The 16,632-nt window shown below is 73.8% G+C and carries 12 protein-coding genes; 6 read left to right on the plus strand and 6 right to left on the minus strand.

Annotation, left to right across the window (positions count from 1 at the left end; all coding sequences use genetic code 11):
• Positions 1-9: 9 nt before the first annotated feature.
• Entirely contained in the window at positions 10-2,718 is a 2,709-nt protein-coding gene (locus AB0C35_RS07530) for an AAA family ATPase (protein ID WP_358451838.1), read from the minus strand.
• 169 nt (positions 2,719-2,887) lie between these two features.
• On the opposite strand from AB0C35_RS07530, the gene AB0C35_RS07535 reads away from it, so the two are divergent.
• Entirely contained in the window at positions 2,888-3,961 is a 1,074-nt protein-coding gene (locus tag AB0C35_RS07535) for a hypothetical protein (protein WP_358451694.1), read from the plus strand.
• Positions 3,962-4,165: 204 nt separating this feature from the next.
• A complete protein-coding gene (locus tag AB0C35_RS07540; RefSeq protein WP_358451696.1) occupies positions 4,166-5,041 on the plus strand; it encodes an RNA polymerase sigma-70 factor in 876 nt (291 codons plus the stop codon).
• 18 nt (positions 5,042-5,059) lie between these two features.
• On the opposite strand, the gene AB0C35_RS07545 is transcribed toward AB0C35_RS07540, so the two are convergent.
• Both AB0C35_RS07545 and AB0C35_RS07550 read right to left on the minus strand, forming a co-directional pair.
• Positions 5,060-5,467: a hypothetical protein gene (locus AB0C35_RS07545; RefSeq protein WP_358451698.1), complete on the minus strand. Its 408-nt coding sequence runs from the start codon at positions 5,465-5,467 to the stop codon at positions 5,060-5,062.
• Positions 5,468-5,560: 93 nt separating this feature from the next.
• Entirely contained in the window at positions 5,561-5,992 is a 432-nt protein-coding gene (locus AB0C35_RS07550) for a quercetin 2,3-dioxygenase (protein ID WP_358451700.1), read from the minus strand.
• Positions 5,993-6,221: 229 nt separating this feature from the next.
• Here AB0C35_RS07550 and AB0C35_RS07555 point away from each other — a divergent pair, with 229 nt between their 5' ends.
• The gene (locus tag AB0C35_RS07555) at positions 6,222-7,013 is read left to right on the plus strand and encodes an SRPBCC family protein (protein WP_358451702.1); all 792 of its coding nucleotides are present in this window, start codon (positions 6,222-6,224) and stop codon (positions 7,011-7,013) included.
• A gap of 9 nt (positions 7,014-7,022) precedes the next feature.
• Entirely contained in the window at positions 7,023-8,090 is a 1,068-nt protein-coding gene (locus AB0C35_RS07560; RefSeq protein WP_358451704.1) for an SRPBCC family protein, read from the plus strand.
• A 35-nt stretch (positions 8,091-8,125) separates the two neighbouring features.
• Here the strand turns inward: AB0C35_RS07560 and AB0C35_RS07565 are convergent, their stop codons facing one another.
• On the minus strand, positions 8,126-11,047 hold the full coding sequence (locus tag AB0C35_RS07565) for an AAA family ATPase (RefSeq protein ID WP_358451706.1): 2,922 nt from the start codon (positions 11,045-11,047) through the stop codon (positions 8,126-8,128).
• 295 nt (positions 11,048-11,342) lie between these two features.
• Here AB0C35_RS07565 and AB0C35_RS07570 point away from each other — a divergent pair, with 295 nt between their 5' ends.
• Entirely contained in the window at positions 11,343-12,668 is a 1,326-nt protein-coding gene (locus tag AB0C35_RS07570; RefSeq protein ID WP_358451708.1) for a helix-turn-helix domain-containing protein, read from the plus strand.
• A gap of 13 nt (positions 12,669-12,681) precedes the next feature.
• Here AB0C35_RS07570 and AB0C35_RS07575 read toward each other — a convergent pair whose 3' ends face one another.
• Entirely contained in the window at positions 12,682-13,527 is an 846-nt protein-coding gene (locus AB0C35_RS07575; RefSeq protein WP_358451840.1) for an alpha/beta hydrolase, read from the minus strand.
• A gap of 292 nt (positions 13,528-13,819) precedes the next feature.
• Here AB0C35_RS07575 and AB0C35_RS07580 point away from each other — a divergent pair, with 292 nt between their 5' ends.
• Positions 13,820-15,955, plus strand: coding sequence for a histidine kinase (locus tag AB0C35_RS07580; protein ID WP_358451710.1), 2,136 nt, complete (start codon positions 13,820-13,822; stop codon positions 15,953-15,955).
• On the opposite strand, the gene AB0C35_RS07585 is transcribed toward AB0C35_RS07580, so the two are convergent.
• Positions 15,952-16,557: a response regulator transcription factor gene (locus tag AB0C35_RS07585; protein WP_358451712.1), complete on the minus strand. Its 606-nt coding sequence runs from the start codon at positions 16,555-16,557 to the stop codon at positions 15,952-15,954. The genes AB0C35_RS07580 and AB0C35_RS07585 overlap by 4 nt on opposite strands.
• Positions 16,558-16,632 lie beyond the last annotated feature (75 nt).

Here is a 16,632-nt window from a genome sequence, read left to right on the forward strand (position 1 = left end):
GCGGATAAGTCAGATGACCGATACCAGCCGGGCCAGCTCCATGCGGCGGGTGACACCGATCTTCGGGTACGCCTTGTAAAGGTGATGGCCGACCGTGCGGGGGCTCAGGTAAAGCTGCGCGGCGATCTCGCGGTTGCTGAGTCCGGCGGCGGCCAGCCGCACGACCTGCAGCTCCTGCGGGGTCAGCCGCTTCAGCGGGTCGGTGTCCCCGGCCTGCGCGGCGGGACGGTCGCCGAGCACCTCCAGTTCGGCGCGGGCGCGCTCGGCCCAGCCGCCGGCGCCGAGCCGTGCGAACGCGTCCGCGGCGGCGGTCAGCTCCGTCCGGGCCTCGGTGCGGCGGCGCCGGCGGCGCAGCCATTCGCCGTAGAGGAGGCGGGTCCGTGCGGTGTCGTACGGGTGGTCGCCGTGCAGGCTCAGCGCGGCGCGGAAGTGCTCGTCCGCTTCATCGCCTCCGGCCAGCAGGGCGCGGCACCGCAGCACCATCGCCGTCGATGTGGCCGTGTCCGAGGCCGCCGCGGCCCATGTCTCGAACGCGGGAAGGTGGGTGCGGGCCAGTTCGGGACGTCCGGCCCGCACGGCGGCCTCCGCGTGGTCGGGGACGGCCCGGATCAGCAGGTCATGCCCGGCCGGCCCCGAACAGACCGCGTCCAGGCGCCTCAGAGCGGCGTCGGCGTGGCCGTCGGCGAGGTCGAGCAGGCCGAGCCCCCAGGACGCCAGCGCGGCGTTCGTCGGATGCAGATCGGCGTGCCCGAGGACCTCGGGCGCCTCGGCACGGCTGCACTCCGGGTCCGTCTCCAGCCGGACGGCGATGCATTTCAATGCGGTGACCTGCATGTCCATGCCGATGTCGGCGGCCAGCGAGATGCCCTCCGCCGCGGCGGCCTCCGCGCCCCGCATGTCGCCGAGCAGGAGCCGTCCGATCGCGAGGGGCTCCAGGATGTAGGGGAGCCAGCCGAGCGCGCCCTGCGCCCTGGCGTCCGCGGCCATGCGCTCCAGCAGCGTCGCCGCGGCGCGGTCCTCGGCCACGACAAGCCCTATGTAACCGGCGATGATGCATTCGACGACGTCCTCGACGTCGCCGTTCGACGCGGCCCCGACCAGCGCGCGCATCGGCGGCACGGCCTCGGTCACGGCGCCGTCGAGCAGCCGGCCGTAGGCGATCAGCGCGCCGGTCACCGGGACCTTCGCCGAACCCGCCGGAAGCCGCACCTTCCTGAGCAGCTCGACGCTCTTCCGCACGAGGTCGTGCGCGCCGGCGTCCCGGGCCGACCAGACGGCCTCCGTCAGCATCGACACCGCCTGCTCCGGGTCGCTCCCCGTGATGAGCGCCGCCCCTTCCAGTGCGAGCGCCGCGTCGGCGGCAGGCGACTCGCGCTCGTAGGCGACCTGGGCGCGGATGAAGGTGGCCTCGGCGATGACCCCGTCGTCGGCGGTGAGGTGCGCGGCCTCGGCGGCGAGGCGGGTCGCCCGGTCCGGCCGTCCGGCGTCGTAGTCGGCCCGCGCCGCGTGGACGAGCCGCCGCGCCCTGCCCTCCGGGTCGGTGCTGAGCCGCGCCGCGCGCTCGTAGGCGGCGGCGACGGCGGCCGCCCCGCCGCGATGCCCGGCGCGGTCCGCGGCCCGCTCCAGCTCCGCCGCGACGTCCTCGTCCGGGCCTGTGGCCGCGGCCGCCAGGTGCCAGGCGCGGCGGTCGGCGTGCTCGTCGGGCCGTCCGGCCTGCGCGAGGGCCACGGCCAGGGCTTCATGGGCGGCGATCCGCTGATGGTGGGCGGCGTTCTGGTAGGTGACGGCGCGGATCAGCGGATGCCGGAACCGCACGTCCTCGCCGCTCAGGACCACGAGCCTGGCCTCCTCGGCGGGACCGAGATCGGCCGGCCCGAGACCCAGGACGGCCGCCGCGCGCAGGACGATGCCGAGGTCGGCGGTGCCGTCGGCGGCGACCACCAGGAGCAGCAGGCGGGCGGCGTCCGGCAGCTCGGCGAGCTGGCGCCGGAACGTCTCCTGCACCCGGCGGCCGACCGGCAGCGGCCCGGCGTGCCGGGCGGGCTCGGCTCCGAGGGCGTTCGCCAGCTCGATGAGGGCGAGCGGGTTGCCGGCCGCCTCGTCCAGGAGCCGCTCGCGGACCGGGACGGTCAGGCCGGGCGCGTGGCCGGCGACGAGACCCTCGGCGGCGGCACGGTCCAGCCCCGCCAGCTGGAGGACGTCGATGCCGTGGTCGGGGAAGGGACGGGCGGTGTCCCGGACCGTGAAGATCATGGAGATCGGGTCGGCGCCGAGCCTGCGGGCGGCGAACAGCAGCGCGTCCAGCGAGGCCCGGTCGAGCCACTGCGCGTCGTCGACCAGGCACACCACCGGGCGGTCGGCGGCCAGCTCGGACAGCAGCGTGAGGGTGGCCGCGCCGATCAGGAAGCGGTCGCCGGCCGGCCCGGCGGCCAGCCCGAACGCCGACCGCAGCGCCTCCGCCTGCCGCCCCGGCAGCCCGTCGAACCGGTCGCCGTACGGGTGCAGCATCAGGTGCAGGCCGCTGAACGCCAGCTCCGTCTCCGACTCGATGCCCGCGCCGCGGATGAGCCGCATGTCACCGGCGTCCGCGGCGATCTGGTCGAGCAGCGCGGTCTTGCCGATGCCCGCCTCGCCCTGGATCACCACGGTTCCGCTTCGTCCGGAGCGGGCGTCCTCCAGCAGGCCGGCGATGCGCTCCCGCTCGCGATCCCGCCCCATCAGCACGCCGAGAACAGTAACGAGAAACGGCCGGAAGACACAGCGCGGCGGCCAAGGGCGAGAGGCCGTCCGGAGGCGTGGCCACCTGTGGACAACTATGCCAGTGATTACTGGGAAATTCATCCGGAGATGACAAGCGCCGGAGGGCGCCCCGGTTCAGGATGGGCCCATGAAGCGAGCGCTCATCAAAGCCGCGGCCGCCGGCGCCGCCGCAGTCCTCGTCGTCTCCCTCACCGCCCAGCCCGCCTCCGCCGCCGACACCTGGCGCAAGGTGAACCTCCCCTTCCTCTGGCCGGGCGCCGGCGTCAACGACATCACCGCCGCAGCGCCCGACAACGTCTGGATCGCGGGCATCCAGGGTTCGTTCTGCTGGCAGCCGGTGCCCATGTGGCCCTGTACCATCCGCAGCGCCGGCAACCCCGTCGTCCGGCAGTGGGACGGCTCAAGGTGGCGGGAGTACCCGATCAATGGCTGGATCTACCCCGAGGCGGACGCGTCGATGAGGGCCGTCGTGGTCGGCGGGGGAGAGACCTGGATCGTCGGCGCTTCCGGGAACGAGTATCTGGCGGCGTTCAACGGCCGGGCGTTCGAGCCGGCCGAACCGCCGGGAGACGGGTCCCTGGTGGGCATCCACGGCGGCCCGGCCGGTGTATGGATGAGCATGAGCAAGGCAGGAGAGGAGTCCCTCTACCGTCGCGCGGGCGGCGCCTGGACCCGCACCCCCGTACCCGCCGACCTCCGATATATCAACGACATCGAGGCCCGCACCCCCACGGACGCCTGGGCCGTCGGCCAAACCGAGCCGGACCGGAACAGTTACGGATCTCCGGAGTTCCCGGCGATCGCCCATTGGGACGGCACGTCCTGGACGACTGTCCCTGCCCATATCCAATCCGGCCCCAGTGCGCGGCTGCTTCGCGTCGCTCCGGTCGGCCCAGATGAATTCTGGGCCACCACGAGCGACACCCTGCTGCACTACGACGGCGGTACCTGGACCGAGATCCAGGCGCCCGAGGGCTCCGCGATAAATGACCTGGTCACGGACGAAGCGGGCACTCCTTGGGCGGTCATACGCACGAACACGTGGGAGAACCAGCTGTTCCGCTACAGCGACGGTGCATGGCAGGAGGCTCAGGACTCCCCGACCGCCGCGATCTGGGACCTCGACGCCGTTCCCGGCACCGGCGAGCTGTGGACGAGCGGAGGCGACGGCGAGTCGCCCGCCGTGTGGACCAACTCCTAGCGTCCCGGTCAAGGCGCTTCGAGCCGAACGTTCGCCGAGGTCCCACAACCGAATACGCTCGGCTGTCACAAAGCGGCGGCGTCCGGCGTCTCCATGTCGAAGCCTTCGGCGACAGGAGGAGACATGGCCGGCATGCCACGGATCGCATGTGCGCCGCGATCCGCGGCCCTCCGCGCGGCCGAGGAAGGACGTGACCTCTCCGGCATGAGCGAAGACCCCTTCGTCACCCACCGCAGCCTGCTGTTCACGGTCGCCTACGAGATGCTCGGCTCGGCGGCGGACGCCGAGGACGTCGTCCAGGAGACGTGGCTGCGCTGGGCGTCCGTCGACCGGGCCGAGGTGCGCGAGCCGCGGGCCTACCTGGTGCGGATCGTGACCCGGCAGGCGCTCGACCGGCTCCGCACCATGGCACGGCGGCGGGAGGACTACATCGGGGAGTGGCTGCCCGAGCCGCTGCTGACCAGCCCCGATGTGGCCGAGGACGTCGAACTCGCCGAGAGCGTCTCGATCGCGATGCTCATGGTGCTGGAGACGCTCGGCCCGGCGGAGCGGGCCGTGTTCGTCCTGCGGGAGGTCTTCCAGACCCCCTACGAGGAGATCGCCGGCGCGCTGGACAAGACCCCCGCCGCGGTCCGGCAGATCGCGCGGCGGGCCCGGCAGCACGTGGCGGACCGCCGCCCCCGCATGGAGGTGAGCCGGGCCGAGCAACAGGCCGCCGTGGCGCGGTTCCACGCGGCGATCCAGACCGGTGACCTCCAAGGGCTCTTCGACGTATTGGCGCCCGACGTGGTGCTGGTCGCCGACGGCGGCGGGCTGGTGCCCACGCTGCGGCAGCCGGTCCAGGGCGCGAAGCGCGTGGCCAGGATGCTCGCCGCCTTCCCCAGGGTCGTGCCCGGCGCCCGCATCGGGGCGATGTGGCTCAACGGCGCCCCCGCACTCCGGATCGATCTCGAAGGTGAACTCAACACCGCGGTCAGCCTGGTCATCGAGGGCGGACGGATCACCCGCATCTACGCGGTCAGCAACCCGCACAAGCTCGCCCGGCTCGGAGAGGCGATGCAGCTCAGCCGGACCGCCTGAACCCGCCACCGGCGTGGTTCAGGCGACGCGCCTCCGGTCGAGCAAAGTCTTCGTCGCCACGATGAAGGTCATCATCCCCGTCCCGACGAGCGGATAGAGGTAGCGGACGTCCACCATCATCGGCACGGCCACCATCGCGACGGCGACCGGCACGACGGCTGCATAGCGCTTCAACAGAACTTTGAAATCGTCCTCCGGCGACCGGCGGAACACCGCGTGCATGGCCAGCATCACGGCGGTGAGGAGCCCCAGCAATCCCGGAATCGCGAACCAGAAGAACGTGTCGCTGATGACGGTGAGAGTGAGCCCGTAGGAGACCAAAACGATGAACACCCATATCAGCGCACGCTGCAATGGAGTTCGCTCACGCCGCGCCTTGCGCCGCCTTTTGTCGGTCTGGCCGGCAGCGGCCGAAGACTCCGACATGTCACCCCTTCCCGGTAGTCCGGCCACCGGACTCTAGGGGCGCCCCACGCGGTAAGCCAACACGCACGGAAGCGGCCCCCCGGTGGTGAGCCGCTAGGCCGGGGGCGGGGCGGGGCCGAGGAGTTCGACGCCGTACTGGGCGGCGACCGCCGTGAGCCTGCTCAGTTCGTTCCGGGGGTCGGCGTCCGGCGTCGCGATCGCCGCGACCTCCTCGAAGAACGCCTCGAAGCCTCCCGGCATGACGAGGCTGAGATGGCGGCCGCGCTCCGAATGCACCTGATAGCCATGGGGCACATCTCGCGGCCCCCAGACCCAGGTGCCCGGAGACGCCTTGATCACGTCGTCCCCGACGAAGACGCTGTAGTCGCCCTCAAGGACATAGAACGCTTCGTCCTCGCGGTGATGCACATGAAGAGGGGGCACGGCCCCTTTGGGACCCGCCACCTCGACCGCACCGAGTGCGCCGTTGGTGTCGTTCGACGACGAGAGTATTTGCATTGTCTGCTTGAAGAACGGGAACGGCATCCTGCCCTCCTTGCCGATGGGCCGGCTTCACCTTGCATGAGAGACGGTAACCCGGCCTGCATCAGTTGAGGTCCACGGTCGGCGACCCCCCACGGTGTGCCGGTCGCCGGTGCCGCTGAGGTGGTCTCCGGCGGCTCGACCGGCCTTCCGCTGGCCTGCGGTCTGTTTTGCCCCTGCTTGACCGGGTAATGCGGCGCCGTACGTGAGCGGACGATGAGGTGGACATGACATGAACTTCCGGACGGGCCTGGCCGTCGGCGCGGGCGGAGCTGTGGCCGCGCTGTCGGTACGGCGCCTTGGCCGCCGGGTCGCGGGCGGGATCGTCCAGCGGCTCGAGCGGCGGCTGGAACGCGCCGTCCGGGATCTCACGGCCAAGGCCGAGCAGGGCGGTCCGCTCGCCAAGGCCGCCCTGGCCGGGGTCAAGGCGCTGCACGAGGGCAAGTCCCCGTTGCGGGCGCTGCTGAGCTTCGGATGGACGGCGCTGAAGGAGACCCTCGCCGGCATCTTCGGGCGTGGACGAAGGGGGAAACCGACCAACATCATCGAACAGACCGACGTGGGCGCCCCGCGCCGTCTCGTCTACGACCAGTGGACGCTCTTCCAAGAGTTTCCGTCCTTCATGAAGAAGGTGGAGAGCGTCGACCAGGCCGGGGAGACGAGGCTGAACTGGAAGGCGAAGGTCTTCTGGTCCAGCCGGACGTGGGAGTCGAGCATCGTCGAGCAGGTCCCCGACCGGCACATCGTGTGGCGGTCCAAGGGGCCCAAGGGGCACGTGGACGGGACGGTCAGCTTCCACGAGCTGACCCCGAACCTGACCCGCGTCCTGCTCGTCCTGGAGTACCACCCCGTCGGCCTTTTCGAGCGGACCGGCAACCTCTGGCGCGCCCAGGGCCGCCGTGCCCGCCTCGAACTCAAGCACTTCCGCCGTCACGTGATGACGCGGTCGCTGACCCGTCCCGACGAGGTCGAGGGCTGGCGCGGCGAGATCCGCGACGGCGAGATCGTCACAACCCCCAAGTGAGGAAGCATGATGAAACGCGGAAGCCGACTGGGCGGGCTGCCCGTCGGAAACATTGCCAAACGGCTGCCGGGCGGGCGCCGCAAGCGGATGCCCGGCCTGAGCGGCATCACCAGGAATCTGCCCGGCGGCGGCGGGATCGCGAAGAGCCTGCCGGGCGGGCGGGCCATCGGCACGGCCGGCGGCGTCCTGCTCGGCGCGGGCGCGGCGGTCGCGGCGGGCCGCGCGCTGAGCGGCCGCAGGGACGAGGAAGGTTCGTCCAACCCGGAAGAGCCCGAGCAGCAGAAGTCCGGGCGGAAGTCCGGGCAGAAGAACGCTTCGGAGAAGAGCGAGGCGAAGAGCGAGCCCGGCGAGCAGGCCGGTGAGAAGAACGGCCAGGGCGTGCTCGGACGCCTCAAGGACACCGTCGGCGGCGTCGTCCCGGGCGGCGGCAAGGACGACGGCGAGGACGAGGGCAAGGGCGGCGGCAAGGGCGGCGGCGGGAAGAAGGTGAAGGTCACCAACATCGTCGAGCACACCGACATCGGTGCGCCGCGCCGCCTCGTCTACGACCAGTGGACGCAGTTCCAGGACTACCCGTCCTTCATGAAGAAGGTCATCAGCGTCGACCAGGCCGACGAGAACAAGCTGAACTGGAAGGCGAAGATCTTCTGGTCCAGCCGGACGTGGGAGTCCACGATCGTCGAGCAGGTCCCCGACGAGCACATCGTGTGGCGGTCCAAGGGGCCCAAGGGGCATGTGGACGGGACGGTCAGCTTCCACAGCCTGTCGCCGAACCTGACCCGCGTGCTGCTCGTCCTGGAGTACCACCCGCAGGGCTTCTTCGAGCGGACCGCGAACCTCTGGCGCGCCCAGGGCCGCCGCGTCCGGCTGGAGCTCAAGCATTTCCGCCGGTACGTGATGACGCAGTCGCTGACGCATCCCGACGAGGTCGAGGGCTGGCGCGGCGAGATCCACGACAGCGAGGTCGTCCGGACGCACGAGGAGGCGATGGACGAGGAGGAGCGCGCCCGCAAGAAGGGCAAAAAGGGCAAGGGCGACGCCGCGGAGGGCGCCGAGGAGTACGAGACCGTCCGCTGACCGGCCGGCCACCCGTGGCGTGGCCGGGCCGGCGGTCAGCGGATCAGCCGGGCCAGTTCGACGCGCGAGCGGATCCCCAGGCGGGTGAAGACGTTGCGGAGATGGTGGTCGATGGTCCGCGGGCTGAGCAGCAGCCGCGCCGCGATCTCGCGGTTGGTCGCGCCTTCGGCGGCCAACCGTGCGATGTGGGCCTGCTGGGCGGTCAGCTTCCCGAAGCCGTTCGCGGTGCCCGTGCGCGTCGCGGTCGCGGTGCCCGGGCCGCCGTCCGCCCCGATCTCCCGTGCGCCGGCCGCCGGGGCCGGTTCGAGGACGGGCGGCGGCGCGATGGTCTCGCCGGCGGCGCGCAGTTCCGCGCGGGCCCGCGACGTCCACGGGGCGGCGTCGTAGCGCTCGAAGATCCGCAGTGCGGCGCGCAGGTGCTCGCGGGCGGCGCGGGGCCGCCGGTCGCGCCGGAGCCGGTGCCCGAACAGCAGCTCCGTCCGGGCCAGGTCGAACACGGCGCCGGCGGCCTCGTGAAGGCGGAGCGCCTCGGTGAAGTGCTCCTCGGCCTCGGCGTCGCAGTCGGCGAGCAGCGCCAGGCAGCGCCGCGCGAGCGCCGCGCGGCCCGGGGCGCGCGCCGTCCCGTCCAGGCCGTCCGTCCAGCGGCGGTAGTGCTCGAACGCGCGGGCGGCCTGCCCCCGCCGGCCGTCCCGGACGAGCGCCTCGACCAGGTGCGGGACGGCCATCAGCCGTGCGGGCGGGTGGGCGAGGCCGGCGCCGCCGGGCAGGCGGAGACGGGCGGCGGCGTCGGCGGGACGGTCCGCGGCGAGGTCCAGGCAGGCGGGCGCCCAGGAGCCGAACGCGGCGGCGCGGGTGAGGCCGCGCCGGTCGGCGGCGCCGGTGAGCCGTTCCAGGTGCCCGTGCGCGGTGCTCTCGTCGCCGTTGAACGCGGCGGTGAGCGCGAGCGTGGCGAGGTGCTCGGCCGCGTGGGCGTGCAGCCGGGTCGCGCGGGCGAGGCGCAGCCCGTCGTGGCAGGCGGCGATGGGGGACGGCGGATGCCCGAGGAGCGCCTCGCAGCGTCCGGCGATCACCAGCGCGTACGACTCGACGGGCGCGTCGCCGGCCCGCCGGGCGGACGCGACGGCGCCGGCGGCGAGGGTCCGGGTGGACGGCCCGTCCCCGAGGGCGAACGCCGAGAGCGCCGCCCACGCCTGCGCGGCCGGGTCGGTGACCTCGGCGCCGAGCAGGACGGCGCGTCCGAGCCGCTCCGCGGCCTCCGCGTAGCGGCCGCGGATCGTGGCGGCGACGCCCGCGAGATGGGTGCGGATCAGCTCTCCGCGCGGCCCGGTCCCGGCCCGGTCGCCGAGCGGGGCGCGGGGCAGCGTCGCGGCGCGGTCGGCGATCTCCAGGTAGGCGTCGTGGTCGCCGGCCGCGTCGGCGGCCTCGGCGGCCCACATCAGCGCGGTCAGCGCCGCGTCGGCGGCGTCCGCGTCGCCGACGGCGAGGCGTTCCGCCGCGTCCCGCAGCATGGGGACCGCCGTCGCCGGGGACCCCGCCGCCACCTCGATCTCGCCGCGCAGCAGCCCGGCGTGGGCGGCGCGCGTCTCGGCGCACGTGAACGGGCGGACCTGCCGCAGCAGCGAGCGGGCCCGCCGGGACCGGCCGCTCGCCCACGCGTCGCCGGCCGCGGACAGCAGCCGGTCCGTCCGCGCGGCGTGGTCGGCGGTGAGGGCGGCGGCGCGCTGCCAGACCCGCCACGAGTCGGCGTACCGGCCGGCCTTCTGCGACGCCCGCGCCGCGTCGGCGAGTTCGCCGGCGAGCCGGTCGTCGGGCTCGCCGGTCATGGCCGCGCGATGCCACAGCCGCCACGGCCGCTGCCATTCGTGCACGAGGACCTCGGCGAGCAGCGCGTGCGCGTCCCGGCGTTCCTCGCGGGACGCGTCGGCCCACAGCGAGGACCGGACGAGCCGGTTCCGCACCGTCACCGCGTCGCCCTCGAACCGCAGCAGCCCGGACGCGCGGGCCGCGTCGAGGTCGCGCGGGCCGGGGCCGCCGCCGGTTGTGCCATCGGTCCTGGTGGCCCGTGCCACGGTGGCGGCGCCGAGCCATTCGTCCGCCACCGCCATGAGGACGAGCCGCCGGGCGCCGGTGGGAAGCCGCAGGTAGCGGCGGCGGTGCAGGTCCCGCAGCGTGCTTCCGGCGGGGAGCGAGCGGGGCGGCGGCGCGGTGCCGGACAGCTGCCCGGGGGTCAGCGCGGCGGCGAGTTCGCGGATGGCCAGGGGCGAGCCGCAGGCGAGGTCGACGATCTCCTCGGTGAGGTCACCGCAGGTCGTGCCGTGCGGGACCGCGCAACCCAGCGCGTCCCCGAGCGCGTCGTGTAACACCTGGCGTCCGGCGTCCTCGTCGAGGGGCGTGAGGCACAGCCGCCGGATGCCGGCGAGGCCGCCGGGCTCGCGCCGGTCGCCGCGCGCGGCGAACAGGACCGCGACCGGCTCGTCCTGGACGCGGCGCGCCGCGAAGGCCAGCGCCTCCAGCGACACCCGGTCGAGCCATTGGGCGTCGTCGGCCCAGCACAGCAGGGGCCGGTCGCGGGCCGCCCGGCTCAGCAGCTCGCACACGGCGGCGTACAGGACGAACGGCGTGCCGTGCCGGGCGTCGCCGCCGGTGACCGCGCCGAGCGCGTCCCGGTGCGCGGGCGGCAGTTCCGCGATCAGCCCGGACAGCGGCCGGAGCAGCCGGTGCAGCCCCGCGTACGGGACGGCCGTCTCGCGCGCGACGCCGGTGGTTCCGAGCGTCCGGAAGCCGGGCGCGGCCCGGCGTGCCGCCGCCTCCAGCAGCGTCGTCTTCCCCATGCCCGCGTCCGCGACGATCGCCAGGGAGCCGCCGTGCCCGTCGCGGGCCCGGTCGAGCGTCGCGCCGATGGCGGCGAGTTCGCGGTCACGTCCGTGGATCCGTTGGGGTGGGTGAGCCTGTGCCATGCCGGTCCTCCTTTGCGGGGAACGAACCCTGACCGGTACCGGGTCTCGGCTAGAACAATTCTCTAGAACGAGCCTCTACAATGAACCTCTATTGGACGGGGCCTCAAAAGGAAGCGGGCCCATAGGTCAACACGCACCCCCGGCACGGGTCCAGAGCGCCGTTCTGTTTCGGGGACGGGGTGCAATCAGGGCGGGCCCTGATTGTGCCGCCGCACAGTCTGGCCGCCGGACGATGGCCGTCAGGTGCCCGAAATGGCACGATGAGGCCCCCGCGTTGTGCTGGAGGTGGCCCACGATGATGGGAGGACGGCTCGGGACGGCCGGCGGAACGAACGCCGACCGCGGTACTGAGCGCGGCGCCGACCGCGGCCCCGGCCGCGGCGTCGACCACAGGGCCGACCGGGAGATCATGCGCAAGGCGGTGCTGCGCCTCACCGACCGCCTGCCCGACCTCGCCGACCGGCTCACCGCCGAGATCCTGTCCGGCGACGGCGTCGACCGCGACGAGTCCTTCTCCCGCGACGTGTGGGAGATGTGCCATACCGGGCTCGGGCACGGCTTCGAGACGATCCTCGAACCCGGCCGCGGCCGCGCCGACCTCGAATGGGCGCAGCGGCTCGGGCAGCGCCGCGCCCACCAGGGGCAGCCGCTCGACCAGCTGCTCCGGTCCTACCGGCTCGCCGGGAAGGTGTTCTGGGAGGCCGTGGTCGAGGTCGTCGACCGGCACGACCCGGAGAACGTCCCGACCCTGATCCGGCAGGCGACCCGCACCTGGGACACGATCGACCAGCAGTCCGGCGCCGCCGCCGCGTCCTACCACCGCACCGAGCTCGCGCTGGCGCGCCGCAGCGAGGAACGCGTCCAGGCGATCGTGGACGCCCTGCTCGACGGCCAGGGCGCCGACGGCGGCCTGCTGTCCACCGCCACGTCCGTCCTCGGGCTGCCCGCGACCGGCCGCTACGCCGTCGTCATGCTCGGCGCGGAGAGCGGGTTCGGCGACGGCGCCGAACGGCGCCCCGGCGACACGGCGGGGATGCGGTTCATCTGGCGGCTGCGCACCGACGCCCAGGTGGCGCTCGTCGCGCTCGGCGCCGCGGAGCTCGACGACCTCGTCGACGCCGTCCGCCCCTACGCGCGCTCGCACGCCGGCGTCAGCCCGGTCGTCGGCTCCCTCGCCGAACTGGGCGGCGCCCGCTGGTTCGCCGAACTGGCCCTGCGCACCTGCCGCGGCCCCGGCAACCAGATCGCCCGGCTGGACCGCCGCCTCCCCGACGCCCTCGTGCTGTCCCAGCCCCGCCTGGCCGGGCGGCTCGGCCACGTCGCGCTCGGCGGCCTCACCGACGTCGACCCCGCCTTCCGCGACGTCCTGCTGACGACGCTCGGCACCTGGCTCGCGTGCGACGGCTCCGCCGCCCGCGCCGCGGACCGGCTGTTCTGCCACCGCAACACCGTCCTCAACCGGCTCCGCAAGATCGAGCAGCTCACCGGCCGGACGCTGGCCCGCCCGCGCGACCTGGTCGAGCTCGTCCTCGCGCTGAGCGCCCTGCGCCTGCACGGCATCGGCCCCGAGGACGGCGAAGGGCCGCCCGTGCGGGGAGGCAACGGGCGGCCCGGCCGCTAGACGGCGGTGGCGGCTAGGAGTTGGGGCAGGTGTCGCGGTACTCGGAGATCTCGGTGCTGCGGCTCGGCGGGGGGCAGAGGAACTGGTCGTAGCGGGTGTCGTTGTCCACGTACCGCTTGAGCCAGGAGATGCTGAACTTCGCGATCGTCGTGTTGGAGGTGTTCGGCGCGAAGTGGCTGGCGCCGTTCAGCTCCAGGTACGCCTTCTCCGACGACGCGGGGATGCTCTCGTAGAACGGCTCGGAGTGCGAGGTCACCGACGCGACCGAGTCGTTCTCGGCCCCGATGATCAGGGTCGGGACCTGGTCGTTCCGGAAGTTCTTGTTCAGGTCCCACGGTGTCAGCGGGATCGCCGCCTGGAGCGACGGGCGGTCGAGCGACGCCTCCAGCGTCCCGCCGCCGCCCATCGAGTGCCCCATCACCGCGAGGCGGGAGGAGTCGATCCGGTTCCGCACGCTGCTGCGCTCGGTGAGGTAGTCGAGCGCGGCCAGCAACTGCCGGCCGCGGCTGTCGGGCTGGTCGAAGCGCGAGTTGGTGTCGATCGTGAAGACGACGAAGCCCTGCGAGGCGAGCCGCGGCCCGTACCACGACATGCTGGACTGGTCCGCCGTGAACCCGGGCGCGATCGCGACCGCGCCGAACGTGCCCTCGGAGGTGCTCGTCGGGTAGTAGATCGTCCCGCCGCCGAAGCCGGTGACCAGCCACGACGAGACGCGGTCATCCGACACCGAGAACGGGCCGCGCGGGGCCTCGACGCTCGACTCCGTCGGGTCGGGCCCGCGCTCGTAGGGGTTGTCCGCCGCCTGCGCGGCCTGCGGGACGGCGATGGTTCCCGCGGTCAGCGCCGCGGCGAACACCATTTTCGCCGCGAGCCTGGGGGTGGATAGCACGTCGGTTCGCTCCTGTTCGCGATGGAGCCGGGGGGAGCGGCTCCAGAACGGGGGTGGAGCCGGGGCCCGGCTCCAGGACGCCGCCATTCTCGGCAGGCGCCCGCCCCGCGAACATCGGCGAAATCGCCGGTCCGTCGAACCTTTTCAGTCCGGCGTCGTGCTCGGCGGCTGAAGTCTCCTATATCGGTCGTGCCCACCGAGATCGTTTTGGGTGGAGGTGGTTGGGTGGGGTGGGCGTTCACATGGGGGGAGTTGAGGGCGTTTGGGTGAGGCGGTACCGGGGCCGCGGGCGGCGCGGCTGATCGTCGGGCTGGTGCTGGCCTCGTTCGCCGGGGTGTACGTGCTCGCGGCGCCGTCGAGGACGGAGGGGGCGGCGCAGGCGGGGACGGCGGCCGCCCTGGTTCTGGCGGTCCTTCTCCTTCAGCTCGTGTGGGTCGTCCCGCGGCTGGAGCGGTGGCGCGGGCGCTGGGTCGTGCCGGCGCAGGCGCTGGCCGCGTACCCGGCCGTGGCCGGCCTCGGGACGTCGGTGGGGCTCCTCGGGTTCGTCGCCGGGTCGCTGCTGCTGGCGGGAGGGTGGCCCCTCGCGATCCTGGTCGTGGGGAGCGCGGCGCTGATCGACGTCCTGAGGGACGGCGCGAGCGCCGACGCCGCGATCACCTGCCTGCTGATCGGCATGGTGGTGTACGGGCTGGTGCGGCTCGCCGACCGGGTCGGCGACGCGGCGGCGGCGCGGCTGCCGGTCACCATGGCGGCGGTCGGGCGGGAGCGGCTGCGCATCGCGGCGGAGCTGAAGAAGGGCCTCGGGGACGGGCTTGAGGCGATCTCGGCGGGAAGCCTGCGGGCGGTCGAGCGGCCCGCCGAGATCGGGCACGTCCTGAAGGTCGCCCGGGAGTCGCTGAACGACGCGCGGGCCGCGGCGGCGGACTTCCGCAGCATGTCGCTGGCGCCGGAGGCGTCGGCGGCGCGGGCGCTGCTGGAGGCCGCGGGCGTCCGCGCCGAGGTGCGCGGCGGGCACCGCGAGCCGCTCGGGCCGGCCGGGGCGCTGCTGGCGATGGTGCTGCGGGAGGCGGTCACGGACGTGGTGCGCGAGGGATCGGCGCGGACCTGCGTGATCGAGACGTCCGAGGACGAGGGCGTCGTCAGGCTGCGCGTGGTCAACGACGGCGTCCGCACGGCTGCGCGGGGCGCGGAGGGCTTGGACGAGGCGGCGGAGCGGGTCCGGGACGCGGGCGGCGCGTTCACCACGAGGCTGGGCGACGACGGCCGGTTCATGGTGGAGGCGGCCGTCGAGGCGGGGGAGCGCGTGGCGAGCATGCCCGGCCGGGCGGCGTACCGCGTTTCGCTGTTGCTGCTGGCGGCGGTGCTGGCCGGGTTCTCGGTGAAAGGGCTGCTGCTGGTCCCGTGGGGGCCGCGCTGGGCGGGTGCTGCGGTGGGGTTCGCCCTGGCCTCGGTGGTGCAGCTGATCTGGACCGGCAGTGGACGGCCCCGATGGTGGCCCATCGCGCTGGCGGTCCTGAGCTTCGCCCCCATCGCGGTGTTCGGGAAGGCGTGGCTGGGCCTCGCCGGGTTCCTCGCCGGGACGTTCCTCGTCGGGCTGCCGAGACGGGCCGCGGTTCCGCTGGTGGCGGCGACCATGACCGGCGTCGGGGTCGGCGCGGCGATGCTGGGGCTGGGGACGGCCGCCCTCGTCAACTACGTCGTCAGCACGCTGGTGACGGGACTGGTCGTCTACGGGCTCGTCCGGCTGGCGAGGCTCGTGCGGGACCTCCAGGCGGCGGGGGAGGAACTGGCCCGGGCGGCGACCGTCCAGGAGCGGCTGCGGGCGGCGCGGGATCTGCACGATCTGCTCGGGCACAGCCTGGCGGCGATCCTGCTGAAGTGCGAGCTGGCCCGGCGGCTGGCCGACGTGGACGCGGACCGCGCCCGCAGGGAACTGGCGGAGGTCGTCGGCATGGCGGAGCAGGCCCGCCGGGATCTGCGCGCGGCGACCGGGGGCGATGCCGAGTTGTCGTTGGACGCGGAGATGCGGTCGGCACGGTCCGTGCTCGCGGCGGCCGGCGTCGAGGTCGAGACCGGCCCCACGGTCCAGGACGGCGCGGTCCAGGACGGCGCGGTGCCGGACGGCCCGACATCGGCGGTGCTCGGCACCGTGCTGCGCGAGGCGGTGACCAATGTGCTGCGGCACAGCGCCGCGACGCGCTGCACCATCCGGACGGGGCGGGACGGCGACGCCGTGTGGCTGGTCGTGGAGAACGACGGGCTCGATCCGCACGCGCCCCGCACGTCTCCCGGTTCGGGCATAGGGAACCTGTCCACGCGGCTCGCCTCGGTCGGCGGGACGCTCAGCGCGCGCGCCGACGGGGAGGGCCGCTTCCGGCTGGAGGCGCGGGTCGGTTAGAGCCAGCCGGCTTCACGGGCGATGCGGGCGGCGTCGGTGCGGTTGCGGGCGTTGAGCTTGGTCACCACGGAGGTCAGGTAGTTGCGCACCGTCCCGGCGGACAGGTGGAGGCGCCCGGCGATCTCCGTGGCCTCGGCTCCGTCGGCGGCGAGGCGCAGCACGTCGGTCTCGCGGGGCGTGAGCGGGTTGTCGGCGCTGTCCCAGGCGGTGAGGGCCAGCCTGGGGTCGAGGACGCGTTCGCCGGCGGCGACCTTGCGGATGCCGGCGGCGAGTTCCTCCGGCGGCGCCGTCTTCAGCAGGAAGCCGCGGACGCCGGCCGCCAGGGCACGGCGCAGGTGACCGGGCTTGCCGTGCCCGGTGAGGATCAGGGACGCGATCTCCGGCGCGGCGGCGTGGAGCGCGGCGGCCGCGGCGAGGCCGTCCAGGCCCGGCATGTCGATGTCGAGGACGGCGACGTCGGGACGGGCCGAGCGGGCGGCGGGCAGCACCTCGTCGCCGCGGTCCACCTCGGCGACCACGGTGATGTCGGGTTCCAGCGTCAGCAGGCCGGCGAGGGCACTGCGCACGACGTGGTGGTCGTCCGCCAGGAGCACCTTGATCACCCCCTATTTCTATCAACGCCGGCGCGCCGCCGGGACCCCGTCACGCCGCGGACCATGACGAGATCACATATGACC

The organism is Spirillospora sp. NPDC048819 (assembly GCF_040650055.1).
Taxonomy (GTDB): Bacteria; Actinomycetota; Actinomycetes; order Streptosporangiales; family Streptosporangiaceae; genus Spirillospora.

What these genes read in the sequence shown, in the direction of transcription:
- AB0C35_RS07530 (WP_358451838.1), bottom strand. Translation starts at nt 2,718, where the DNA reads ATGGGGCGGGATCGCGAGCGGGAGCGCATCGCCGGCCTGCTGGAGGAC.
- AB0C35_RS07535 (WP_358451694.1), top strand. Translation starts at nt 2,888, where the DNA reads ATGAAGCGAGCGCTCATCAAAGCCGCGGCCGCCGGCGCCGCCGCAGTC.
- AB0C35_RS07540 (WP_358451696.1), top strand. Translation starts at nt 4,166, where the DNA reads ATGAGCGAAGACCCCTTCGTCACCCACCGCAGCCTGCTGTTCACGGTC.
- AB0C35_RS07545 (WP_358451698.1), bottom strand. Translation starts at nt 5,467, where the DNA reads ATGTCGGAGTCTTCGGCCGCTGCCGGCCAGACCGACAAAAGGCGGCGC.
- AB0C35_RS07550 (WP_358451700.1), bottom strand. Translation starts at nt 5,992, where the DNA reads ATGCCGTTCCCGTTCTTCAAGCAGACAATGCAAATACTCTCGTCGTCG.
- AB0C35_RS07555 (WP_358451702.1), top strand. Translation starts at nt 6,222, where the DNA reads ATGAACTTCCGGACGGGCCTGGCCGTCGGCGCGGGCGGAGCTGTGGCC.
- AB0C35_RS07560 (WP_358451704.1), top strand. Translation starts at nt 7,023, where the DNA reads ATGAAACGCGGAAGCCGACTGGGCGGGCTGCCCGTCGGAAACATTGCC.
- AB0C35_RS07565 (WP_358451706.1), bottom strand. Translation starts at nt 11,047, where the DNA reads ATGGCACAGGCTCACCCACCCCAACGGATCCACGGACGTGACCGCGAA.
- AB0C35_RS07570 (WP_358451708.1), top strand. Translation starts at nt 11,343, where the DNA reads ATGATGGGAGGACGGCTCGGGACGGCCGGCGGAACGAACGCCGACCGC.
- AB0C35_RS07575 (WP_358451840.1), bottom strand. Translation starts at nt 13,527, where the DNA reads ATGGTGTTCGCCGCGGCGCTGACCGCGGGAACCATCGCCGTCCCGCAG.